Source organism: Saprospiraceae bacterium (assembly GCA_016717265.1).
Classification (GTDB): Bacteria; Bacteroidota; Bacteroidia; order Chitinophagales; family Saprospiraceae; genus Vicinibacter.
On sequence record JADKFX010000001.1, the window covers coordinates 997837 to 1021138 of the forward strand.

Sequence of the window (23302 nt, forward strand, 5' to 3'; positions counted from 1 at the left end):
ATAGAAACACTCATTTCATCCAAAATGCGTTTTAATTTGTTACTGAAATTCTTTCTCCACAGGAAAACTACAAAGAATCTGCGATTTTTGGAAATGGAGTCATTGGAAGCATCAACCCTTAAGAGGATAGCACTAGATTACCTCCTAAAAGCAGAAATTCTTGTAAATGTGAGTCAGGATAAGCAAAACTATTTTATAGCAAAGATTTTGTATCCATGCTATTCTAAAATTGAGTATTCTTTGTTTAAAAGCATTGGAATAGTTCAAAATATAGAAAATATTATTAGGCTTTTAGGTTCCATTGTAAAAACAGAACAATGGATTCATCGAAAATTTCGTTTTCTCTTTTTTGAATTTGAGAATTATAAAATGAACGTTACAATATTAACGGAACAAGAACTTTTATTATTGAGGGCAGGAAAGGCGTAATTATGTATCAGGAATTAGTTGCAAAAGAAAAGAAATTGGCAGTTGTTGGCTTAGGGTATGTTGGATTACCTTTAGCATTGGCGTTTGCAAAAAAATTTAAAGTCATCGGCTTTGATATTAATGAAGAGCGGATTCAAATGATGCAGAATCAGCAAGATCCATCCAGAGAAATGTCGCAAGATGCTTTTCAAAATGCGGATATAGAGTTCACAAGCTCATTGGATGTATTAAAGCAAGCTCACTTTTATATTGTTGCAGTTCCAACGCCAGTGGATGAGCATAAAGTTCCTGATTTAAAACCAATCTTAGGAGCTTCCAAAACAATTGCAAAGGTTCTTAAGAAAGGAGATTATGTGATTTATGAATCCACGGTTTATCCTGGCTGTACAGAAGAAGATTGTTTGCCATTATTGGAATTTGGATCTGAATTGAAATTAGGTAAAGATTTTAAGTTGGGTTATTCTCCAGAGCGAATCAATCCAGGAGATAAAACCAGACCCCTTGAAAGTATTTTAAAAATTGTTTCTGGTAGCGATCCAGAAGCATTAGAAGAAATTGCAAATGTTTATAATGCAATAATTATTGCAGGTATTTATAAAGCAGCAAATATTAAAGTGGCAGAAGCAGCAAAAGTTATTGAAAACAGTCAGCGGGATTTGAATATTTCATTTATGAATGAGCTCGCAATAATTTTTGACTTAATGGGAATTGATACACAAGAAGTATTGGAAGCAGCAGGTACAAAATGGAATTTTCTAAAATTTTCACCTGGATTAGTAGGTGGACATTGCATCGGTGTGGATCCATATTACCTTTTACATAAATCAAAACAATTAGGTTATGATCCTGAAGTGATATTAAGTGGAAGAAGAATCAATGATCGAATGCCAGCATTTATTGCAAAAAAATTAGTGCAGCTGCTTATTGGAAAAGGTAAAAATCCAAGTGAATGCAAGGTGCTTATAAAAGGGATAACGTTTAAAGAAAATGTGGCAGATATCAGAAATTCTAAAGTTGCAGATTTATATGATGAATTAAAAGCTTATTCTGTTAGAGTGGATGTTAATGATCCTTATGCTGATCCGAAAGAAGTAAAACATGAATATGGTATAGAAATGAAAGAAATTCCGGATCTGGATTATGATGCGATAATCATTGCAGTGGCACATCTTGAATTTCGGAATCTGGATCCCATGAGTCTGTTATCATTTATGAAAAAAGACCCCATCTTAATTGATCTGAAAGGACTTTATAAAAAACCGGAAAATGGATTTACATATTGGAGACTTTAATAATAATTTGTACGTAGGTTAAAATGAAAATCACAATAGTTGGAACGGGTTATGTAGGATTAGTAACAGGCACTTGTTTTGCAGAAACAGGGAATCATGTTTTGTGTTTAGATATAAATGAGAAAAAAATAGAAGCACTTCAGACTGGCAATATTCCAATCTTTGAGCCTGGATTAGATATTATTTTTGATCGGAACACAAAGGAGGGACGATTGTTTTTTACTACTGATTTAGATGAAGCTATTCAACATGGTGAAATTATTTTTCTTGCATTGCCTACCCCACCAGGTGAAGATGGCGCTGCTGATTTAAGTTACGTACTGAATGCGACTCAACAGATTAGTCAACGTTTGAAAAAATATACGATCCTGGTTAATAAAAGTACGGTACCCATAGGAACTGCAGAAAAAGTTGCAGAGATCTTGAGTAAAAATTTAGACCAATCGCTATTTGATGTTGTATCCAATCCTGAGTTTTTAAGAGAAGGTGTTGCAGTAGATGATTTTATGAAGCCAGATCGGGTTGTAATAGGTAGCAACTCTGAAAAAGCAAGAGACAAAATGACAGAATTGTATGAGCCTTTTGTAAGACAAGGCAATCCAATTTATCATATGGACTTGCGAAGTGCAGAATTAACAAAGTATGCAGCAAATGCATATTTAGCAACACGTATTAGTTTTATGAATGAAATTGCCAATTTATGCGATCTTACAGGTGCAAATGTTGATATGGTCCGAATTGGAATGGGAAGCGATAGCAGAATTGGAAAACGATTTTTATTTCCTGGGGTTGGATATGGAGGATCCTGCTTTCCTAAAGATGTGAATGCATTATTTCATGCTGCAGAACAAAATAATTATAATTTTCAAATTCTGAATTCAGTAATGCAGGTTAATACTTCACAAAAAAAGATTTTAAGCCAAAAAATCAAGTCGTATTTTAAGAATGTATTAGCTGGTAAAAAAATAGCAATCTGGGGCTTGGCTTTTAAACCGAATACCGATGATATCCGGGAAGCACCAGCATTAGAAATTATTCAGGATTTATTGGATGCCGGTGCTGTCATTAGTGCATATGATCCGGAAGCTTCAAAACATGTGAAACAAATCTTCGGTGATCGGATTCATTTTGCAAAAGATATGTATGAAGCAATTCAAGATGCAGATGCTCTTGCATTAATTACAGAATGGAATGTATTTCGTTCACCAGATTTTAATAGAATGAAATTGTTGATGAAGAATAAATTGATCTTTGATGGACGCAATGTATTTGAACATCATAAAATGAAGGAGATAGGATTTGATTATATAAGCATTGGAAGACATTAAGATTGATTATTGTTTAATACTTAAAAAGTAAATTATGAAATTGCAAATGGTAGATCTGGCAGGACAATATGCAAAGATTAAAAATGAAGTGGATCAATCAATCCAGGATGTTTTGAATTCTACTATGTATATCGGTGGTTCCGTTGTGAAAGAATTTAAAGACAATTTGGAATCTTATCTTAATGTCAAACATGTAATCCCATGTGCCAATGGAACAGATGCTTTGCAAATTGCATTCATGGCATTGGATTTACAGCCTGGAGATGAAGTCATTGTTCCTGCTTTTACCTATGTTGCAACTGCAGAAGTCATTGCATTATTAAAACTTAAACCCGTAATGGTGGATGTGAATCTAGATGATTTTAATATTAGTATTGAAGAAATAAAAAATAACATTACGCCTAAAACAAAAGCGATTGTACCGGTTCATTTATTTGGTCAATGTGCCTTCATGGAAGAAATTATGAAGATTGCAGATCAACATAATTTATATGTAGTTGAAGATAATGCCCAGGCAATTGGATCGGATTATTATTTTTCAAATGGTCTAAAAACCAAGGCGGGGACTATCGGCCATATTGGCTGTACTTCCTTTTTCCCTTCAAAAAATCTTGGATGCTATGGAGATGGTGGAGCTATTTTCACAAATGATGATCACATGGCAAATGAAATTCGAATGATCGCTAATCATGGACAAGGTGCTACCAGATATTATCACGATGTTGTGGGTGTGAATTCAAGATTAGATGCGATCCAGGCGGCAATCCTTAATGTTAAATTGAAATATTTAGATCAATATGCAACCAATAGGAGAACTGCAGCTGATTATTACGATGCTGCATTTAAAGATATGCAAGCGGTCATTACACCTTTCCGCAATACACATTCCTCGCATGTTTTTCATCAATACACACTTCGGATAACAAATGGAAAAAGAGATGCACTAAAAGATTATTTGGATATTAAAGGGATTCCATCCGCAATTTATTACCCAGTACCATTATATGAGCAAAAAGCCTATATAGCATATCGGGGTGCAGTGCGTTTTTTACCTGTTACTGAATTATTAAGCAAAGAAGTTATTTCCTTACCCATGCATACGGAGTTAACTTCTGAAATTCAAGATCTTATTATTAATGAAGTGAAATCTTTTTTAAATTCATAAAACTATAATGAATTCATTTTATGCACATCCAACAGCCATAATTGATGATGGATGTATCATTGGTGAAGGAACCAAAATTTGGCACTTCAGTCATATTATGCCGAAATGTACAATTGGAAAAAACTGCAATATTGGTCAAAATGTGGTGATTTCACCAGATGTAATTTTAGGTAATAATGTAAAAGTTCAAAATAATGTTTCCATTTATACCGGTGTTATTTGTGATGATGATGTATTTCTGGGCCCTTCTATGGTTTTTACAAATGTAATAAATCCAAGAAGTGCTGTAAACAGGAAAAATCAATATGCTCGTACAACGGTGCGCAAAGGTGCTTCCATTGGTGCAAATGCTACAATCGTTTGTGGAAATGATATTGGTGAATATGCATTTATTGGAGCTGGTGCGGTGGTTACTAAAGAAGTTCCTTCCTATGCTTTGGTCATTGGAAATCCAGCAAGGCAATCTGGTTGGATGAGTGAATTTGGTCACAAGTTGAATTTTAATAAAGATGGAATCGCAATTTGTCCGGAATCAAATGAGAAATATCAGTTGTTGAATAACAGAGTAAGTAAGTTGTTATGATTAAAAGATTTGCATTGGTTGGAGCCGGAGGCTACATCGCTCCCCGACATATGAAAGCGATTAAAGAAACTGAAAATTTATTAGTTGCAGCCTTAGATAAAAATGATTCCGTTGGAATCCTCGATTCTTATTTTCCAGAATCTGATTTTTTTACTGAGTTTGAACGCTTTGATAGACATTTAGAAAAGCTAAAGCGGAAAAATTTGGGTATTCACTATTTAAGTGTTTGTTCACCAAATTATTTGCACGATGCACATATCCGTTTTGGTTTACGATTAGGCTCAGATGTAATTTGCGAGAAACCATTAGTATTAAATCCATGGAATATTGATGCCTTACAAGAGATGGAACAAGAAACTGGAAAAAAAGTAAACACAATTTTACAACTCCGGTTGCATTCAAAAGTTATTGAACTTCGAAATAATTTACTTGCGGATAAACGAGATCATAAATATAATGTTGACCTTGTTTATATTACTTCTCGTGGAAAATGGTATTATAGTTCCTGGAAAGGTGATTTAAGTAAATCAGGGGGGATTGCAACAAATATTGGTGTGCATTTTTATGATTTATTGGGTTGGTTATTTGGAGATGTCCAAAATAATATTGTACATATCCATACGGAAGATCGCGTTGCTGGTTATCTGGAGTATGAAAGAGCTCATGTAAAATATTTTTTAAGTATTAATGAAGAAACCTTGCCACCGGAAGTCAGACAAACTGGCAAGAAAACATATAGGCGTTTGGATATTGATAATACGGAATTTGAGTTTAGTGAAGGCTTTACAGATTTACATACTTTATCCTATCAGGAAATATTAAAAAGCAAAGGATTTGGACTGGAAGAATCAAGAATGTCTATCCAAACGGTTCATGATATTCGGAATAAAAAGGCCATTGGATTGCTTGGTGATTATCACCCCTTAGCCAAATTATAATAAGTTTTATATGAAAACCCAACTCGTTGCAGAAATAGCACAAGCACATGATGGCAGCTTGGGTATTTTGCATTCTTATATCGATGCACTTTCAACTACAGGTGTACAAACGATTAAATTTCAAATTCACATTGCAGATGCAGAAAGTAGTGAATTTGAAAAATTTAGAATTCCATTTTCATATGTTGATGCTTCCCGAAAAGATTATTGGAAACGAATGGAATTCTCAAAAGAGCAATGGATTCTCATAAAAAATCATTGTGAAGAAAAAGGAATGGAATTTTTAGCAACTCCTTTTAGCTTAGCAGCTGTTCGATTATTAGAAGAATTACAAGTAAAGAGATATAAAATTGGTTCAGGGGATATCTCGAATTTATTATTAGTAGATAAAATTGCTGAAACCCGTAAACCTATCATTTTATCAAGTGGCATGAGCGATTGGCAAGAATTAGATCGTGCAGTAAACTATATTAGAAAGTTGCATAATTCAATTTCAATTATGCAATGTACAACTGCTTATCCTTGTCCACCAGAGCAAATAGGACTTCATTTAATTCAAGAAATTAAAAATCGATATCATTGTCCGGTTGGATTTTCAGACCATAGTGGTTCTATATTTGCGGGAATTGCTGCAGTAGCTTTAGGAGCAACGATTTTGGAATTTCATGCAGTTTTTGATAGAAGAATGTTTGGTCCAGATTCAAAAGCTTCAATCACTATAGATGAAATAAAAACATTAGCGGAAGCAATATCATTTGTAGAGAAGGCATTTACTTTAACTAATTTTAAAGAAGCAAGTGGAAATTTTGAAGAATTGAAAACAATGTTTGGAAAATCATTGGTAACAAATAAAAGTTTAAGTGCTGGACATACTTTGACAAAAGATGATTTGGAAACAGCAAAGCCATCTGGAAGAGGAATTCCTGCCAGTGATTTTGAGAAATTAATAGAAAGAAAATTATTAATAAATAAAGAACAATACGAATTTATCAATTGGTCAGATATACAAAATGGTTAAAAGGAAAATTTGTGTAGTAATTACAGCCAGACCAAGTTATAGCAGAATCAGATCTGCATTAACAGCGATTAAGCAACACCCTGGTTTGGAACTTCAATTGGTGGTAGCTGCATCTGCTTTATTGGATCGCTATGGTACAGCTTATAAATATATTGAAAGTGATGGGTTTGAAATTGCTGCAAAAGTTTTTAATGTATTAGAAGGAGAAAATTTAACAGCTCAAGCAAAAACAACCGGACTCGGTATTTTGGAATTGGCATCTGTTTTTGAAAATCTAAAGCCAGATGCTGTAGTTACTGTTGCAGATCGTTTTGAAACTATGGCAACGGCGGTTGCCGCGAGCTACATGAATATTCCGCTAATCCATATACAAGGTGGGGAGGTAACAGGTAGCATTGATGAAAAAGTGAGACATGCTATCACAAAATTATCCGATATCCATTTGGTAGCATCTTTAGATGCTCGGGAAAGAGTATTAAAATTAGGAGAAGATTCTGAATATGTAATTGTAACCGGATGCCCATCAATTGACATTGCAAATGAAATCTATTCTGAAATGAGTCATGATTTTGATCCAATTAAAAAATATGGTGGTGTTGGTGTTGATCACTTTAATCTTGACGAATTTGTGGTTGTTTTACAGCATCCGGTAACGACAGAATATCAGGAAGCAAGAAAGCAAATTGAAATGACTTTACAAGCGGTATTCGATTTAAATATTTCTTGTCTTTGGTTTTGGCCAAATGTTGATGCAGGATCTGATGGCACTTCAAAAGGAATTCGGGCTTTTAGAGAGAAATATCCGCAATCTAAGATCCATTTTTTTAAAAATATGGAGCCTGAAGATTTTTTGCGATTATTGAAAAAAGCAAAATGTTTAATAGGTAATTCAAGTGTAGGAATTCGGGAATGTTCTTTTTTAGGCATTCCAGTTGTAAATATTGGCACAAGACAACAAGGTAGAATTAGAGGTAAAAATGTTTATGAAACAAAACATCAGTACAACGATTTAGTAAAGGCTATTAAATTTCAAATGAATCATGGCCCTTATGCACAGGAAATTATTTATGGTGAAGGAAATGCTGGAATTAAAATCGCAAATACCATTTCAAGTATTCCTTTGCGATTTAATAAAATGATAAGCTATTGAACACGATGGATAAACCGGTCGTATGGATTGCAGAACCAGACGGGTTTTCGAATCCGGCAAAAGTACTTTTGGAAGCAAACGCACAGGTTATTTATCAAACGATTAACCCTGATCAAATTCCGCAAATATTGAATGCATGTGATGCATTTTGGTTTCGATTGAAATTTACCATCAATCGATCTAATTTAGTAAAAAATCAACGCTGTAAAATAATTATAACTCCGGTAACTGGTTTAGATCATATGGATCTGGATGCTTGTAATGAAATGGGAATTAAGATTCTTAGTTTAAAAGGGGAAACAGATTTTTTAAAAGACGTAAGAGCTACTGCAGAACATACATTTGCCTTGATGTTGAGTTTAATCCGGAAGATCGTACCCGCTGTAAATCATACCCTATTGGGAAATTTTAATAGAAATTTGTTTAAAGGAACAGAATTATATAATAAAACCTTAGGAATTATTGGTTTTGGAAGACTCGGAACTATGGTAGCTCAATATGCTTTAGTTTTTGGAATGAAAGTAATATTTTATGATATAAAAGAAAGTTCAAATCCAGGAATAGGAAAATGCGAGTTTAAAAATTTGAAAGATTTACTTGCAGAATCGGATATAGTTAGTCTCCATGTCGACTTAAAAACGGAGAACCGCAATATGGTGAATCAAGATTTCCTTTCTAAAATGAAAAAGAATGCAATTTTAATAAACACCTCCCGGGGTGCATTAATAGATGAAAATGCACTCGTCCAGTATTTATTATCCGGGCATGTTTCTGGAGCTGCTTTAGATGTATTAGCAGATGAACCAAATGTAAATTATGATAGTACCTTGTTTAATTATTTCAAAACCCATGATAATTTGATAATCACACCGCATATAGGAGGTAATACAGAAGAATCATTTGAGAAGACAGAACTTTTTTTAGTGCAAAAATTAATGGAAACTTTTAGTAATGTCTAGAATACTTGGAATTATACCGGCTAGAGCAGGATCCAAGAGAATTCCTGGGAAAAATTTAAAAAATTTGGCAGGTAAACCCTTAATTCAGTATTCGATTGAAGCAGCATTAGAGTCTAAATTATTGACAGATATTGTAATTACATCAGATAGTTTAGAAATATTGAATGGAGCTTATTTTAATGGACAACCGATTTACACTATTTTACGACCTAGTGAAATGGCTGAAGACACTTCTTTAGCTATTGAATATGTTCTTCATAGTTTAGATTTTATGACTGAACATTATGACAAGCAATATGAATATGTAGTTATTATTCAACCTTCAAGTCCTTTTACCAAAGGATTTGATATTGATCAGACGATTGATTTGCTGTTAAACAGTCATGCAGAATGTGCTGCAAGCGTAAAGGAAATTGAGCACGACCTGCATCCTTCAAAATTTAAATTAATCCAGGGTAATCGATTGGTCTCTTTATTCGAAAAGGAGGATGGCAAGATGGCTGCTCATCAATTGGAGAAAGTATTTGTAAGAAATGGTTCGGTATATATTTCAAATGTTGCAATAGTAAGGCAGGGAACGCTGCTTACAGAAGATTGCGTACCTTATATAATGCCAGCAAGTAGATCTTTAGATATAAACACTGAAACTGACTTTCTATTTGCAGAATTTTTAATTCAACAATTGAAGAGATGAAAATTGTAATGCAACACTTAAAAACCGGCGAAACATTTTTAGAAGAGTTGCCAATACCATTTATTACGCCCAATTCTTGTTTGATCCAATCCACTTGTTCTTTGATTTCTCCTGGAACTGAAAAGATGTTGGTTCAATTTGGTAAAGCAAATATTGTTGAGAAAATTCAACAACAACCAGATAAAGTTAAGCAAGTCCTTGATAAAATTCTAAATGACGGTTTATTTGCAACTTTGGATGCGGTAAATTCTAAATTAGAACAACCAATTGCATTAGGCTATAGCAGTGTAGGGGTCATTCACGCAGTTGGTAATAATGTGCATGAGTTTCAAATTGGAGATCGAGTAGTAAGTAATGGTTACCATGCAGAATTTAATCTGGTTTCTAAAAATTTATGTGTAAAAATTCCAGACCATGTTTCAGATGAAGAAGCTTCATTTACCTTATTAGGTGCTATTGCATTACAAGGAATTCGATTAGCAAAAGTGGAGCTTGGAGAGAAAATGGCGGTTATTGGTTTGGGCCTTATAGGATTGTTGACCTGTCAAATTTTAAAAGCAAATGGTTGTGAGGTAATTGGAATTGATGTGTCAACCAAGGCAATAGAAAAGGCTGAGTCGTTAGGAATTTTATGCTACAATAGCAAGGACTCAAAGGCTTTGGATCTTTATAATACAGCTTTTGCAGGAATTGGTGTAGATGGTGTTTTAATTACTGCCTCATCTAAAGATCACATCATTAATTATGCAGCTGAAATTTGCAGAACTAGAGGCCGGATTGTTTTATTAGGCGTTGTTGGAAATGAAATTAAGCGAGATTTATTTTATAAAAAGGAATTGCAATTTCAGGTTTCCTGTAGTTATGGGCCAGGTCGCTATGATCCGTCCTATGAAGATAAAGGCATTGATTATCCCATAGGTTTTGTACGATGGACTGAAAAGCGAAATATGGAGGCGGTGCTGCAATTAATGCAAAAGAGATTATTAAATATAAATCCTTTGATTTTAAGCAGAACAAGCTTTGAATTTGTAATAGAGCAATGCTATCAGAAATTGGATGAATTGCAATATGGAAATATTATTCAGTATACTGCGCATTCTGTAAATTCAAAAGTGTCAACAATTGAAATCCAGGAACCAATCCATTCGAAGCAGCCAATTACTATCGGTATGATTGGGTCAGGTTCTTTTACTGCATCCATTCTCTTGCCTGTTATTCGAAAATTTAATCCGAATTTAAAAATATTAATAAGTAATCAAGCAGGTGCTGCAGCCTTAGCCAAGAAATTTGGATTTCAGAAACTAAGTTCAGATTCCCAACAAATATGGGATGATCCGGAAATTAATTTGGTAATTATTGCCAATAGACATCATCTACATGGTAAAAGTATTTTAAAAGCATTAGCGTGTGGTAAAGATATTTTTATAGAGAAACCCTTAACAATTTTCAAAGAGGAATTGGAATTGATAAAAATGAAATTAAATTCTAACAATAGAATTATTGTTGGCTATAATCGAAGATTTTCAGAGTACATTCAGAAAATTATGAGTGTTATCAAGCCTTACCAGGATCAGCTTTGTATTAGTTATCTTATTAATGCCGGACATATTGATAATAAACATTGGGTGCAAGATCCAGAAATTGGTGGTGGACGCATTTTAGGAGAGTTATGTCATTTTGTTGACTTATGTAATTATTTAATTAATTCAGAAGTTACGCAGGTGCAAGCAATTTCACAAGATCATTCAAAAGTTGCATTGGCTAATAATGTAAGTGTTCAACTAAAGTATCAAAATGGAAGTATTGCGAGTATTCAATATTTTAGTAATGGATCGAAGAAACTCCCGAAGGAGAATATTAAATTATTTTTTGGTGGAAACTGTATAGAATTAAATAATTTTAAATCTATTAAATCCTATGGTCTTAATGTATCAACCGGTATATTTTCAAAACAGGATAAAGGGTATGAACAACAATTTAAAGAGGTTTTAAATCCAATATCAGATGCTTTTGGTAAAAAATACCAGGAACAGATTATTCATACAAGCGAAGTCTGTTTTCAAATTATTGAAAAATTACAAATGAACTCTCAAATTGGATAAAGCGAATGAAGATTATTCAAGTGGTAGGCGCAAGACCTAATTTTATGAAGGTAGCACCTTTGCATAGAGCACTCTGTAAGAGTCCTCAATGTACCCCATTAATAGTTCATACGGGTCAACATTTTGACGAACAGATGAGCGCCATCTTTTTTGATCAGTTGGAATTGCCAAAGCCAGATTTTTATTTAGGTGTAGGCTCCGGATCTCCTACTCAAGTGAGTGCAAGAATAATGTTAGCATTTGAAGACATTCTTATGCAAGAGAAACCAGATTTGGTTGTCGTGGTAGGAGATGTTACTTCTACTTTTGCTACCGCATTAACGAGTGTTCGGCAGAATATAAAAATTGCGCATGTCGAGGCAGGCTTACGGAGCTATGATAGAACCATGCCGGAAGAAATTAATAGGATACTTACAGACCAAATTAGTGACTTGCTATTTACTACAGAAGCTTCTGCTATGGACAATTTGCGAAGCGAAAATATTCCAGAAAGTAAAATACATTTTGTGGGAAACTGTATGATAGATTCTTTAATTCATTTTCTTCCAAAGGCGAACTCAGAAAAAATTGGTAAAGAATTAGAAATTTCTAACCATCCTTATATTGTTATGACTATGCATAGACCTTCTAATGTGGATACCAAAGAAGGTTTGCAAAAATTGGTAAACATGATTCGTCAGCTTACAAAATTTATTCAAGTTGTTTTTCCTGTTCACCCAAGAACGAGAAGTAATTTAGAATTATTTAATTTTTGGGATCAATTAACAGCAATAAAGCAACTTCATATGACAAAAGCTTTGGGCTATATAGAGTTTCTTGGATTAATGAAAGGGAGTACGGCTATTTTAACAGATTCTGGAGGCGTACAAGAAGAATCTACTTTTTTAAAAATTCCATGTCTTACCTTTCGAAAAACTACTGAAAGACCTATAACTGTGGAGCTTGGTAGTAATATATTGATACATGAATTGGATGTTAATACTACCATTAGGCACCTAAAAAATATATTAAATGGAGATATAAAACAATCCATTATTCCGGATTTATGGGATGGATTTGCAGGAGATCGGATTGCAAGAATATTGCTCAGTACTGAATCTGAATCACATTGATTGCTAAAATTTTATTATATTTTAATACGATCCGGTATATAAAGCCAAAGCAACTTTTTTATTGGATGTATTATAAAATGAAGTGGAACATCACAAATTCATTTAGTCCAATGAATAATAAATTTCAATCAACTATCAAGCCACCAAAAGTTGAATTTGAATATTTATTTGTTCCAAATTATCAAATTCAACATTTGTCATTTCATTTACTCAATCAGACTAAAGAATTTGAAACTAGAATAGATTGGAATTTTAATGAGTATGGAAAATTATGGAATTATCATTTGCAGTATTTGCAGTATTTAGCAGATGAAGAAATTGCAATTAGTTATCGGTATTTCGTACTAAAAGATATATCACAATGTATTCTTAACGGCAATGTTTGCCTGGAGCCTTATCCTGTGTCTTTAAGGCTTATCCATTCTTTGATTTTTATTTCCAAACATCAAATAAGCGATGCGGTTATAAGCCATGCCATTTTAAAACAAGTTCATTTTCTGGAGAAAAATTTGGAGTTTCATTTATTGGCAAATCATTTACTTGAAAATTATATTTCCTTGTGTTTTGTATTTGCTATGCTAGGGAATCCAATAAAATTGAATATTTATTTACCCTTGTTAATATATGAACTAAAGCAACAAGTATTAAGTGATGGAGCGCACTATGAAAGGACACCAACTTACCATGCAAATTTATTATACCGATTGCAATTGTTGTATCAGCTAATGGAAGCGACAGAGTTTAAGGAGCAAACATTTACGGAATTGCAAAATTTTATTTCAAGAATGATTTCATGGATTAAAAAAATGGAAAGTGGGGATGCAGGATTTCCTTTGTTTAATGATTCCGTTCTAAGTCAAACTCCATCTTTTAGTGCATTGATTAAATTTGCAGTAACTAAGCAAATTTTAGTTTTGGAGCTAGGTTTGTCAAGTAGTGGGTTTCGAATATTGGAAAATGAATTTTTTAAAGTAATCATAAATTGTGGAGAAATTTTACCTTCATTTCAGCCCGGTCATGCCCATTCTGATATGTTGCATTTTATGGTATATCAGGGTCGTAATCTTATTCTTGCAGATTGTGGGGTATCCACTTATGAAATTGGAAGTAATCGGTTAAATGAACGATCCACAAAAATGCATAATACAGTTTCTTATAATTTGGAAAACCAATCCCAAATATGGCAGTCATTTCGAATCGCAAAAAGAGCTCAAATACAAATTTTAAAGGAATCCGAAAATACCATCGAAGCAGAAGTTATATGGCATACTGGGTTCAGGCATAAACGGTTATTTTTTCTGGATCAGCATCGTATTGTTATTCAAGATACCGTTAACTCTGCAGAAATTAGAACCATGGACATCATGTCAAATTTTCATTTTGACATACAAGAAGTTGAATTCAATGAAGATCAGATTTATTTAGATCAATTTAATATTGAATTGAAATTTGAAGGAAAAACAGATTCTCAATTGGAGAATTATGAACAAGCAGTTGACTTTAATGTTATCAAAACAAGTAAAAAAGTAATCGTCCATTTTGAAGATTCATTAAAAACAGTGATAAAATATATAGTTTGAAAACCATTTTGTATCTGAGTTATTTTTATTATCCTGATTTAAGTGCTGGTTCTTTTAGAAATACGGCACTTTCTAAAATGTTATCAAAAAAACTTTCAGGAGATACTCGTATACATTTGGTTTGCACCCAACCGAATCGTTACTATAATGTCGAAACAAAACTACCATCGGTTGAACATCTTGGAAATTTGACAATTCACAGGATTGATGTGCCTCAACACAAGAACAAATTTCTAAAGCAAGTTATTTCATTTTATTATTATCAACGAGGGGTCTGGAAGATTATTAAGGAATTAAATCTTAGTTTTATATTCGCTTCTACCTCAAAAATATTTACCGGATATCTGGCCTATCGAATTGCTAGCGTAAGAAAAGTACCTTATTATATTGATTTGAGAGATTTATTCTCGGAAAATATTGCGGAATTGGAATTGTTCCCTTTTTTTAATAAATTTTTATCTAAATGGATTTACAAGAATATTGAACGGCCTACATTAATGAATGCAGCCCATATAAATATTAATTCTGATGGATTTCGCTCTAGTTTGCCAAAAGAATTTAAAGGAACGATTAGCTTTTATCCAAATGGTATTGACGATGAGTTTATCGGCTGGATCCAGGACCCTAGCCTAGGTAGATCTAAAATGGTGGTATGTTATGCTGGAAATATAGGAGAAGCTCAAGGCTTGCATAGATTAATTCCGGAATTGGCAGTTTCTTTAAAAGAAAGTCATCGTTTTATTATTATTGGGGATGGTTCTGCAAAACATAAACTGCAAAATGAAATCGTAAGACTTAAACTCAAGAATGTAAAACTCATACCTCCAGTGAAAAGGACTATGTTATTAGATTATTATAGAACTGCACATTATTTATTGCTCCATTTAAATGATTATAAATCCTTTGAAAAAGTACTGCCTTCAAAAATATTTGAATATGCCGGTGGGAATATTCCTATTTTAGCAGGTGTTTCTGGCTATGCAAAAACGTTTCTCGAAACAGAGGTAAAACAAAATTGTTATATATTTAAACCTTGTGATGTAGGTATGATTCGTAATTATTTAGAACTAAATTTATATAGTACACAGAGCCGTACAGAATTTTCTGAAAAATATAGCCGCGAGAATATCACAAATCAAATGGCGAATTCTATATTGTCAACGATTCAGAAATTTAATGGATGATTTCAAAATTTTAATTGTTGCGAATTCTAGTTGGAATATCATAAATTTCAGATTCGCATTAATTCAACATTTGAAAGATCAAGGGTTTATGATAACAGTGGTCGCTCCTGAGGATCCTTATTCTAGTGAAATTCGTCAGTGTTCGTTTCTAAATTTTATTCCATTGAAGAATTTGCAAGCGAATAGTATAAATATTTTCCGGGATTTATTTTTAGTAAAAGAACTTTACTCAATTTACAAGAGGGAGCATCCTGATTTAATATTGCAATTTACGATTAAGCCAAATATTTATGGCAGTCTTGCAGCAAAATTGTTAAATCTGAAAGTAGTTTCTACAATTACAGGATTAGGTTATGCATTTACTAAACAAAGATGGTTTCAAAAACCAATTGAGTTTATTTATAAGTTGGCACTTTCATTCAACGAATTCGTATTTTTTCATAATGCAGATGATTTGAATTATTTTATTGATAAATCAATTCTAAAATTTGGAGTGGGTTCAGTGATACCTGGTAGCGGAGTGGATACGGATTATTTTAAGAAATCGGCTACTGATGAAAAATCATCGTATTTTAATTTTCTTTTTCTGGGCAGATTAATAGAAGAGAAAGGGGTTAGAGAATTTGTTGAAGCTGCAAAGTTGATTAAGCGGGATCATAGAAATTGTTGTTTTTACATTGCCGGTAAGTTTTTAGAAAAGGGAAATAGTGCTATTCCGAGAACTGAATTAAATGCCTGGATTCAAGAGCAGCGTATTGAATATTTAGGGGATTCAAAAGATGTAAAATCCTTGATTTCAAATTGCGATGTGGTTGTTTTACCATCCTACCGGGAAGGTTTGCCAAGAGCTATTCTGGAAGCAATGGCAATGGAAAAACCTGTGATCGTAACAGATGTGCCTGGCTGTAGAGATTTGGTATTAAATTCAATGAATGGGTATATCGTTCCACCGAGAAATATTAAGTTATTAGCAAAAGCATTTGAACAAATGTTGGAATTGTCAACAAATGAAAGAATAGCAATGGGTCTTGCTGGTCGGCAAATGGTTTTAGATAAATATGATTTAAAAATTATATTGACTCACTATGATATATTATTGAGGAAATTGGATTTGTTAAAAGAGGCATAATTGCTAGTTATAGAAATCCACAATGGAAATATCATTAATTTTAAAAAACAAAAAGTACTATCAGAACAGAATTCGAAGAATCATTCCATATCTGGATCTCCAGGGTAGTTCTGTATTAGATTTGGGATGTGGACAAATGGTATTGTATGAGTCTATGGGTCCTAAGCTAAGAGAGTATCTTGGTATTGATAATTTTCCTTTTTCGAATAAGGAATATTTTATTTTGGGAGATCTAAAAAATTCAAATTTACTTCCAGCTAAACACTTTGATTTTATTTTTATATTAGGGGTTATAGATCATTTTATAAAAGATGAGAAACTAAATTTAGTTAGTTTATGCAAAAATAAATTTCAGAATTCACTTATCATTAGTCAGAGAAACGAGCACTCTTTGATAAATAAATGGTTGCAGCAGAATAAATGCACAATAAAAATTGAAGATAGTTTTGAAAATAATAAGATAGAAATCATCTATCTGTTAAAATTACCCTTATTTGCTTTTGTATTTGACTTAACAAAGCTTAAAAGCCTTCGAAGTATTCTAAGTACAGAATTTGTATATATTATTTCAAAGGGGTAAGGATAAAATCCTTTACTATAGTTGAAATAACATCTTGTGCTAATGATAACTTGTCATTTGAAATGACATAATCAAAATTTTTAGCATATTCCAATTCAGTGCTTGCCTTTTGAATTCTGCGTTCAAGACTTTCTGGAGTTTCGGTACCTCTCAGTAATAAACGTTGTCGAAGTACTTCTAAGCTTGAAGCCTTAACATAGATAGATAGTATATTCTCTTTGAATTTGGATTCAATAAAGTGAGCACCTTTTACATCAATATCGAAAAGTGCAATTTTGTTTTCGTCCCAGATTCGTTCAACTTCGTTTACCAGGGTTCCATAGTATTGTCCAGGATATACTTCCTGGTATTCAAAAAACTTATGATTTTCTATTGCAGTATTAAATTCAGAATGGGTATAAAAAAAATAATTAAGTCCATTTATTTCATCTTTTCGAGCGAGACGAGTAGTTGCAGAAATAGAAAAAGAAAGCTCCTTAAATTGATTTAATAAATAACGGGCAATGGTTGTTTTTCCAGATCCTGAAGGTGCAGTAAGTATGATTATTTTACCGCGTAAAAATTCCATCATAAAACATTCGCCATTTGTTCTTTAATTTTTTCAAGATCATCTTTCATATTGACGACCAATTTTTGGATTGGAGAGTATTGAGCTTTTGATCCTAAGGTATTTATTTCTCTTCCGATTTCCTGACTAATAAAATTTAATTTACGAGATTTGATAGTGCCTTTTGTATTCAATTCGTCTAAGAAATATTCACAATGTTGTTTAAGTCTTACTTTTTCTTCAGTAATGTCAAGACGTTCTAAATAATATAATAATTCTTGTTCAAAGCGATTTCTATCAATATTCTCACCTTCAAAATTAGCATTTAGTGCTTTTAATAATTTTTCTTTCAATAATTTAGTTCTATCAGGATCTTCTTTTTCAACTTTTTGTAAATGATCTAAAATACCTCTTGTTCGTAATTCCATATCATTTGCTATGATATTCCCTTCAATAGAACGAAAATCATTGAGCTTTTCAATAGCTTCATTTAATAGATCCAGGGTAAAATGGTATTCTTCATTAGAAATAAGAGTATCCTGTGAAACGATCACATTTGGAAACTTCATAATAGCATTTAGAATGTCTGAATGGCTAAGATCGATTTCGTCAGAAAGTGACTTTATTTGATTATAGAATGTTAGGAAAAGGTTTTTATTGATACTAAATTCTTCGTCCCCACCTTTAGAATCGACGGAAATATTTAGGTCCATTTTACCACGAATCACTTTATCATTCAATATTTTCCTCAAGTCTAGTTCGTGTTGACGATAACTATTTGGGATTTTAAGACGAAAATCGTTGACTTTTGAATTTACACAACGAATTTCGATTACGATTTCTTTGCCCTGGAAATGGCCCTTAGAATTACCAAAACCAGTCATTGACAACAACATAGGCTAAAATTGAACCGCAAAGGTAGTTATATATTTATGAAACCACCCTGCAAGTCCCTTGAATACGCATTCTTTCGAGCTATCTGATTGATATAGAAAAAGTTAGAATAAGTTTTTTTTAATAAAAAATCATCGAAATGTTTTGCGAACCGATGAAAATTGCGAAATTTGCCACGCTCTTTAAGGGTCGTAATTCATAACTGTCTAAATATCAAGGAAATGAGAAAAGCTGATTTAGTAGCATTGATCTCAGAAAAATCAGGTGTTCCAAAGGTAGATGTACTAGTCTCCATGGAAATGTTTTTTAAGGAGGTAAAGCAATCCCTGGCTACAGGTGAGAATGTTTACATCCGGGGTTTTGGATCTTTTGTAATAAAGAAAAGAGCTAAAAAAATCGGAAGGCATATTAAAAAGAATGTCGCAATTGAGATTCCTGAGCATTATATTCCTTCATTTAAGCCAGCGAAAATATTTGTTGACCATGTAAAGCTTGGTAAAGAACCAGAAGGGGTAGATTATGAGGAGGATGAAAATGAAGACCAATAATGATTTTTTCTCCTGGTAGGCTGGGATTTTTGTTTTTTGGACTATTATTGATATTCTATTTCGGATTTAACATAACATCGCCGGATTTAAGAGTTTCATCAAAGACCAAAAGCCAAACTTTAAAAGCAACGGGATTGGAAAATATAGAAAAAGGGGCTTTAAAATCCCTGACACCAAGTCAGAAAGCTGAATTGGACCAATTTAACAAATTGAAAACTGAGTTAAAATTAGATCAGGAAAAAGTTGAGATCTTGAAAAAAATATCTGGCTTTTGGTTTAATTTAAATCAGTATTCTTTAGCAGGTGGATATGCTAAGAAGGTAGCAGAAATAGAAAAAACGGAAGAAGCTTGGAAAATAGCTGGTTCAAGTTTTTTATATGGACTTGACGGAAGTGCTGAACTTAAACTACAGCAGTTTTGTCAGCAAGAAGCAGTATTTTGTTTTGAACAAGCAATTTCATTAAATACCGCGGAACCTTCTTATCAATTATACCTGGCAATGGCTTATGTAAAGTTGCCTGGAGCAGAACCAATGAAAGGTATTAAAATGATGCTTGATTTGGAGACTAAATTTCCCGAATATCTTGATTTGCAATTGCAATTAGCAGAATTAGGAATTCAAACCGGTCAATTTGAGAAAGCAAAACTTCGAATAGAAAAAATAATTATAAAAGAACCAAAAAATTCTAAAGCCAACTGTTTAATGTTGCAAATTTTGGAATCTTTGGGTCAAACAAAAGATTTAAATAAATATCAATTACTTTGTAAATAATAAAATATGCCTTGCGGTAAAAAAAGAAAAAGACATAAAATCGCGACGCACAAGCGCAAAAAGCGATTAAGAAAAAACAGGCACAAGAAGAAGAACAGGTAGAAGTATTTACTCTGCGGGACTTAGGCTTAAACCTAAGGAAATGGATCATTTACCTTTTGAATCCCATACCCCATTTAAGAAAAAATACCTCTTTCAATTTAATAAATTGGAATTGGAACCTGTTTCTGCTACCCTTGAACCGAAAAATATCCTCATTGCTGGATTTTAAATTTGTAAGAATTTATGATTTCCATAATTCTCTTGCAAATTGGAAATTCGAATTAAAATACAGCAATGAAAATGGGATTCGGCTTTTGCCATTTCTTCCTTTTGTGTTTGGCTTAGATTCCGCATCATTTATATAGATGCATGGAAAAAGAATTAATTATCTCGGCCCAATTGGGCTCAGTAGAGATTGCTTTGCTTGAAGATAAGAAGCTCGTCGAACTTCATAAACAGAAAGCAAATACACAATATAATGTTGGAGATATCTTTCTCGGACAGATCAAGAAATTAATGCCCGGCCTGAATGCCGCATTTGTTGATATTGGTCATAAGAAAGAATCCTTTCTGCATTATACAGATATGGGCCCTCTATTCAACTCAGATGTAACCTACACCCAAGAAGCAATGGAAGGTAAATACACCTCCAGCTTACTCGAACATTTTGAATTAAAGCCCGAAATTCATAAAAATGGAAAAGTTTCTCAAATCACGGATAAACGGGTAAACCTGTTAGTTCAAATATTAAAGGAACCCATTTCTACAAAAGGGCATCGATTGACTTGTGAAATTACGATTCCTGGGAGGTTTTTAGTGCTCACTCCTTTTTCTAATACAATTGCAATTTCTAAGAAAATAGCGAATACAGATGAGCGGAATCGTTTATTTCATGTAGTTGAATCAATTCGTCCTAAAAATTTTGGGATCGTCGTGAGGACGGCTGCGGAAGGGAAGAAGGTCGCTGAAATGCATGAAGAAATTAATATGCTTTGTGAAAAGTGGAAGGTCCTGCATAGTCAACTTTACAAAGCGAAAGCTCCGATGAAATTGTTGAGTGAACTCGATAAAACATCCAGTATTATTAGAGATTTATTGAATCCAACATTTACTAATATTGTAGTGAATGACAGAGATATTTTCGAAGGGATCAAAATTTATTTAGAGAATAACTTACCGGAAAAAACAAATATTGTTCAATTTTATAAGGGTAGCAAACCTATTTTTGAACATTTTGGAGTCAAACGACAAATAAAACATGCATTTGGACAAACTGCAACTTTAAGTAGTGGAGCGTATGTTGTTATTGAGCATACTGAAGCTATGCATGTAGTGGATGTAAATAGCGGTCCTAAATCACAACGTTTGGATCAAGAAAATGCAGCACTTCAGGTGAATGTTGAAGCTGCTGAAGAAATAGCCCGACAATTAAGATTAAGAGATATCGGTGGATTAATAGTTATTGACTTTATTGATATGAAAAATAATGATAATAAAGTCGAGTTATACAATGCTATGAAAAAATTTATGGAGCAGGATCGGTCTCAACATACGATTCTTCCGCTGAGTAAATTTGGTCTTATGCAAATTACACGTCAAAGAGAACGTCAGGAGTTGAAGTTAGATACCTCTGAAGTTTGTCCTTCATGCACAGGTACAGGTAAAGTAAATGCATCCATTTTTTTAGTAGACATGATTGAAAAAGATCTGGATTTTATATTATCTACAAGGCCTACAAAGCATTTAGTGCTTGAAGTTCATCCATATGTTGCAGCGTTTCTAAAAAAAGGTTTTTGGAATTATTCCTGGAAATGGTATTTCAAACATCATAAAAAAGTAAAAATTAGAGAAAATCAAGATTTACCTTTGATTGAATTTAAATTTTTTGATGGTCCGGAAGAAGAAATCCGCTTTAAAGCATAATCCTTATTTTTTTAAATACGTTTTGCTACCCGTATATTTACAGGACGAATAATGCGAAATGGCTCATTTTAATACAGTACTTATTTGTCCTCAGCATTGGGGACTTGGCCACGTGACTCGAACGATTCCGATCATACGATATTTTATAAGTAAAAATTGTAAAATAATTTTGGCTAGTTCAGGAGCTGGATTGGAGCTTTTAAAAAAGGAGTTTCCAGATTTACCATTATATGAGATACCTGATTATGGAATAAATTATCCATTTAAATCCATGTATTTAAATATTGCATATCAATTTTTTAAAATGAATTATGCAATGATTCAAGAACATTTTGTTTTAAAAAGACTTTGTAAGGAACACCATGTTGATCTTTTGGTTTCTGACTCAAGATTGGGTGCTGCCCAGAGAAAAATACCTTCTGTAATCATTGCGCACCATTTGCATTTTCGATTAATGTTTAAGTTTGTCGAGTGGATTTGTGATACGTGGATGAAATTATTTTACATCCAGTTTGATCAATTATGGGTTCCAGATGTTCAAGGATCCCAAAATTTATCTGGTGATCTTGCGCATTTATACCGTTCAAGAAAGCACTTTTTTATTGGAATATTGAGCCGATTTCAAAAATTAAATATTCCAATAAAATATGATTATTGTTTTATGCTTTCAGGCCCTGAACCTCAACGCACATATTTAGAAGAAATTATTTTAAAGCAAGTTGAAAACCTTAAGCCTTCAAAGTGTATATTAATCCGGGGGACCAGTAAAGGTATAAACATTGATGCCTATGCTTTAAATTATCAATCCTTTTTAGAGATTAAAAATTTGGTGACTGGTCATGAACTAAATGCAATCATGTGTGCTTCTGAGTTTATTATTTGCCGGTCAGGTTATTCTACGTTGTTGGATCTTGCGATTATACAAAAACCGGCCTTACTAATACCAACACCAGGACAACCAGAGCAAGAATATTTAGCAGACCAACTCATGGAAAGTGGACTTTTCTATACGGTAAATCAAGATGCATTTCAATTAGAGACCGATCTCCATAAAGCGATACAATTTAAAGGTTATGTGCCAATTAGTGGAACCTTAAATCTAGAAGAGAGACTGGATGAATTGTTATTAAAACTAAAACAAAAATTTCCGGATAGGTAGTTTATTCTAATAAAATTATAGAATTAATAATTTCATATATAATTTTTATTTATAGGATTCTAAGAATTTATAAAAATCTTGAATAGATATTATTTTAATGGGTATATCCATTTTTTGAAAAGGAAGCAAGATTTAAAAAAAAATCCGGGAAAATCTCCTTTCCCGGATTGCGT

General features: G+C 33.0%; 22 protein-coding genes. 20 read left to right on the plus strand and 2 right to left on the minus strand.

Going from position 1 to position 23302, the window contains the following annotated elements:
* The first annotated feature begins 93 nt into the window (after nucleotides 1-93).
* The 16 genes from IPO86_03915 (at nucleotide 94) to IPO86_03990 (ending at nucleotide 17243) form a co-directional block, all read left to right on the plus strand.
* Nucleotides 94-429: a hypothetical protein gene (locus tag IPO86_03915; GenBank protein ID MBK9727246.1), complete on the plus strand. Its 336-nt coding sequence runs from the start codon at nucleotides 94-96 to the stop codon at nucleotides 427-429.
* A 2-nt stretch (nucleotides 430-431) separates the two neighbouring features.
* On the plus strand, nucleotides 432-1721 hold the full coding sequence (locus IPO86_03920; GenBank protein ID MBK9727247.1) for a nucleotide sugar dehydrogenase: 1290 nt from the start codon (nucleotides 432-434) through the stop codon (nucleotides 1719-1721).
* A 23-nt stretch (nucleotides 1722-1744) separates the two neighbouring features.
* Nucleotides 1745-3049 (plus strand): UDP-glucose/GDP-mannose dehydrogenase family protein, encoded by a 1305-nt coding sequence (locus IPO86_03925; GenBank protein MBK9727248.1) that lies wholly within the window; start codon nucleotides 1745-1747, stop codon nucleotides 3047-3049.
* A gap of 31 nt (nucleotides 3050-3080) precedes the next feature.
* Nucleotides 3081-4214, plus strand: a complete 1134-nt coding sequence (locus IPO86_03930) for a DegT/DnrJ/EryC1/StrS family aminotransferase (GenBank protein ID MBK9727249.1) — start codon at nucleotides 3081-3083, stop codon at nucleotides 4212-4214.
* Between the two features lie 7 nt (nucleotides 4215-4221).
* Complete coding sequence (locus tag IPO86_03935) at nucleotides 4222-4797, plus strand: N-acetyltransferase (protein ID MBK9727250.1); 576 nt, start codon at nucleotides 4222-4224, stop codon at nucleotides 4795-4797.
* A complete protein-coding gene (locus IPO86_03940) occupies nucleotides 4797-5735 on the plus strand; it encodes a Gfo/Idh/MocA family oxidoreductase (protein MBK9727251.1) in 939 nt (312 codons plus the stop codon). The genes IPO86_03935 and IPO86_03940 overlap by 1 nt, the downstream gene beginning before the upstream one ends.
* 10 nt (nucleotides 5736-5745) lie before the next feature.
* Complete coding sequence (locus IPO86_03945) at nucleotides 5746-6753, plus strand: N-acetylneuraminate synthase family protein (protein MBK9727252.1); 1008 nt, start codon at nucleotides 5746-5748, stop codon at nucleotides 6751-6753.
* Entirely contained in the window at nucleotides 6746-7903 is a 1158-nt protein-coding gene (gene neuC, locus IPO86_03950; GenBank protein ID MBK9727253.1) for a UDP-N-acetylglucosamine 2-epimerase (hydrolyzing), read from the plus strand. Before IPO86_03945 ends, neuC begins: the two co-directional genes overlap by 8 nt.
* A gap of 5 nt (nucleotides 7904-7908) precedes the next feature.
* Nucleotides 7909-8862 (plus strand): hypothetical protein, encoded by a 954-nt coding sequence (locus IPO86_03955; protein ID MBK9727254.1) that lies wholly within the window; start codon nucleotides 7909-7911, stop codon nucleotides 8860-8862.
* A complete protein-coding gene (locus tag IPO86_03960; GenBank protein MBK9727255.1) occupies nucleotides 8855-9556 on the plus strand; it encodes an acylneuraminate cytidylyltransferase family protein in 702 nt (233 codons plus the stop codon). The genes IPO86_03955 and IPO86_03960 overlap by 8 nt, the downstream gene beginning before the upstream one ends.
* Nucleotides 9553-11658: a bi-domain-containing oxidoreductase gene (locus tag IPO86_03965; GenBank protein MBK9727256.1), complete on the plus strand. Its 2106-nt coding sequence runs from the start codon at nucleotides 9553-9555 to the stop codon at nucleotides 11656-11658. Before IPO86_03960 ends, IPO86_03965 begins: the two co-directional genes overlap by 4 nt.
* A gap of 5 nt (nucleotides 11659-11663) precedes the next feature.
* Nucleotides 11664-12770 (plus strand): UDP-N-acetylglucosamine 2-epimerase (non-hydrolyzing), encoded by a 1107-nt coding sequence (gene wecB, locus IPO86_03970; GenBank protein MBK9727257.1) that lies wholly within the window; start codon nucleotides 11664-11666, stop codon nucleotides 12768-12770.
* Between the two features lie 110 nt (nucleotides 12771-12880).
* Nucleotides 12881-14350 (plus strand): heparinase II/III-family protein, encoded by a 1470-nt coding sequence (locus tag IPO86_03975; GenBank protein ID MBK9727258.1) that lies wholly within the window; start codon nucleotides 12881-12883, stop codon nucleotides 14348-14350.
* Nucleotides 14347-15534, plus strand: coding sequence for a glycosyltransferase family 4 protein (locus tag IPO86_03980; protein ID MBK9727259.1), 1188 nt, complete (start codon nucleotides 14347-14349; stop codon nucleotides 15532-15534). The genes IPO86_03975 and IPO86_03980 overlap by 4 nt, the downstream gene beginning before the upstream one ends.
* On the plus strand, nucleotides 15527-16663 hold the full coding sequence (locus IPO86_03985) for a glycosyltransferase family 4 protein (protein MBK9727260.1): 1137 nt from the start codon (nucleotides 15527-15529) through the stop codon (nucleotides 16661-16663). Before IPO86_03980 ends, IPO86_03985 begins: the two co-directional genes overlap by 8 nt.
* A gap of 22 nt (nucleotides 16664-16685) precedes the next feature.
* Nucleotides 16686-17243 (plus strand): hypothetical protein, encoded by a 558-nt coding sequence (locus IPO86_03990; GenBank protein MBK9727261.1) that lies wholly within the window; start codon nucleotides 16686-16688, stop codon nucleotides 17241-17243.
* Here IPO86_03990 and gmk read toward each other — a convergent pair.
* Nucleotides 17227-17811, minus strand: coding sequence for a guanylate kinase (gene gmk, locus IPO86_03995; GenBank protein ID MBK9727262.1), 585 nt, complete (start codon nucleotides 17809-17811; stop codon nucleotides 17227-17229). The two genes, IPO86_03990 and gmk, sit on opposite strands and share 17 nt — an antisense overlap.
* Entirely contained in the window at nucleotides 17811-18686 is an 876-nt protein-coding gene (locus tag IPO86_04000) for a YicC family protein (protein ID MBK9727263.1), read from the minus strand. Before IPO86_04000 ends, gmk begins: the two co-directional genes overlap by 1 nt.
* A 219-nt stretch (nucleotides 18687-18905) precedes the next feature.
* Between IPO86_04000 and IPO86_04005 the strand changes: the two genes are divergently transcribed.
* From IPO86_04005 to IPO86_04020, 4 genes are all read left to right on the plus strand, one after another.
* On the plus strand, nucleotides 18906-19232 hold the full coding sequence (locus IPO86_04005) for an integration host factor subunit beta (GenBank protein MBK9727264.1): 327 nt from the start codon (nucleotides 18906-18908) through the stop codon (nucleotides 19230-19232).
* A complete protein-coding gene (locus IPO86_04010; GenBank protein ID MBK9727265.1) occupies nucleotides 19232-20005 on the plus strand; it encodes a hypothetical protein in 774 nt (257 codons plus the stop codon). The genes IPO86_04005 and IPO86_04010 overlap by 1 nt, the downstream gene beginning before the upstream one ends.
* A gap of 411 nt (nucleotides 20006-20416) precedes the next feature.
* On the plus strand, nucleotides 20417-21970 hold the full coding sequence (locus IPO86_04015; protein MBK9727266.1) for an Rne/Rng family ribonuclease: 1554 nt from the start codon (nucleotides 20417-20419) through the stop codon (nucleotides 21968-21970).
* A 58-nt stretch (nucleotides 21971-22028) separates the two neighbouring features.
* Nucleotides 22029-23129: a glycosyltransferase gene (locus IPO86_04020; GenBank protein ID MBK9727267.1), complete on the plus strand. Its 1101-nt coding sequence runs from the start codon at nucleotides 22029-22031 to the stop codon at nucleotides 23127-23129.
* Nucleotides 23130-23302: the final 173 nt, after the last annotated feature.

Excerpts from the sequence above, each read along its gene's own strand:
- IPO86_03960 (MBK9727255.1), top strand. The coding sequence starts at position 8,855 with ATGTCTAGAATACTTGGAATTATACCGGCTAGAGCAGGATCCAAGAGA.
- IPO86_03915 (MBK9727246.1), top strand. The coding sequence starts at position 94 with ATGGAGTCATTGGAAGCATCAACCCTTAAGAGGATAGCACTAGATTAC.
- IPO86_03990 (MBK9727261.1), top strand. The coding sequence starts at position 16,686 with ATGGAAATATCATTAATTTTAAAAAACAAAAAGTACTATCAGAACAGA.
- IPO86_03975 (MBK9727258.1), top strand. The coding sequence starts at position 12,881 with ATGAATAATAAATTTCAATCAACTATCAAGCCACCAAAAGTTGAATTT.
- IPO86_03985 (MBK9727260.1), top strand. The coding sequence starts at position 15,527 with ATGGATGATTTCAAAATTTTAATTGTTGCGAATTCTAGTTGGAATATC.
- IPO86_04015 (MBK9727266.1), top strand. The coding sequence starts at position 20,417 with ATGGAAAAAGAATTAATTATCTCGGCCCAATTGGGCTCAGTAGAGATT.
- IPO86_03965 (MBK9727256.1), top strand. The coding sequence starts at position 9,553 with ATGAAAATTGTAATGCAACACTTAAAAACCGGCGAAACATTTTTAGAA.
- IPO86_03920 (MBK9727247.1), top strand. The coding sequence starts at position 432 with ATGTATCAGGAATTAGTTGCAAAAGAAAAGAAATTGGCAGTTGTTGGC.
- IPO86_04020 (MBK9727267.1), top strand. The coding sequence starts at position 22,029 with ATGGCTCATTTTAATACAGTACTTATTTGTCCTCAGCATTGGGGACTT.
- neuC (MBK9727253.1), top strand. The coding sequence starts at position 6,746 with ATGGTTAAAAGGAAAATTTGTGTAGTAATTACAGCCAGACCAAGTTAT.
- IPO86_04000 (MBK9727263.1), bottom strand. The coding sequence starts at position 18,686 with ATGTTGTTGTCAATGACTGGTTTTGGTAATTCTAAGGGCCATTTCCAG.
- IPO86_03945 (MBK9727252.1), top strand. The coding sequence starts at position 5,746 with ATGAAAACCCAACTCGTTGCAGAAATAGCACAAGCACATGATGGCAGC.
- wecB (MBK9727257.1), top strand. The coding sequence starts at position 11,664 with ATGAAGATTATTCAAGTGGTAGGCGCAAGACCTAATTTTATGAAGGTA.
- IPO86_03935 (MBK9727250.1), top strand. The coding sequence starts at position 4,222 with ATGAATTCATTTTATGCACATCCAACAGCCATAATTGATGATGGATGT.
- IPO86_04005 (MBK9727264.1), top strand. The coding sequence starts at position 18,906 with ATGAGAAAAGCTGATTTAGTAGCATTGATCTCAGAAAAATCAGGTGTT.
- gmk (MBK9727262.1), bottom strand. The coding sequence starts at position 17,811 with ATGGAATTTTTACGCGGTAAAATAATCATACTTACTGCACCTTCAGGA.
- IPO86_04010 (MBK9727265.1), top strand. The coding sequence starts at position 19,232 with ATGATTTTTTCTCCTGGTAGGCTGGGATTTTTGTTTTTTGGACTATTA.
- IPO86_03955 (MBK9727254.1), top strand. The coding sequence starts at position 7,909 with ATGGATAAACCGGTCGTATGGATTGCAGAACCAGACGGGTTTTCGAAT.
- IPO86_03925 (MBK9727248.1), top strand. The coding sequence starts at position 1,745 with ATGAAAATCACAATAGTTGGAACGGGTTATGTAGGATTAGTAACAGGC.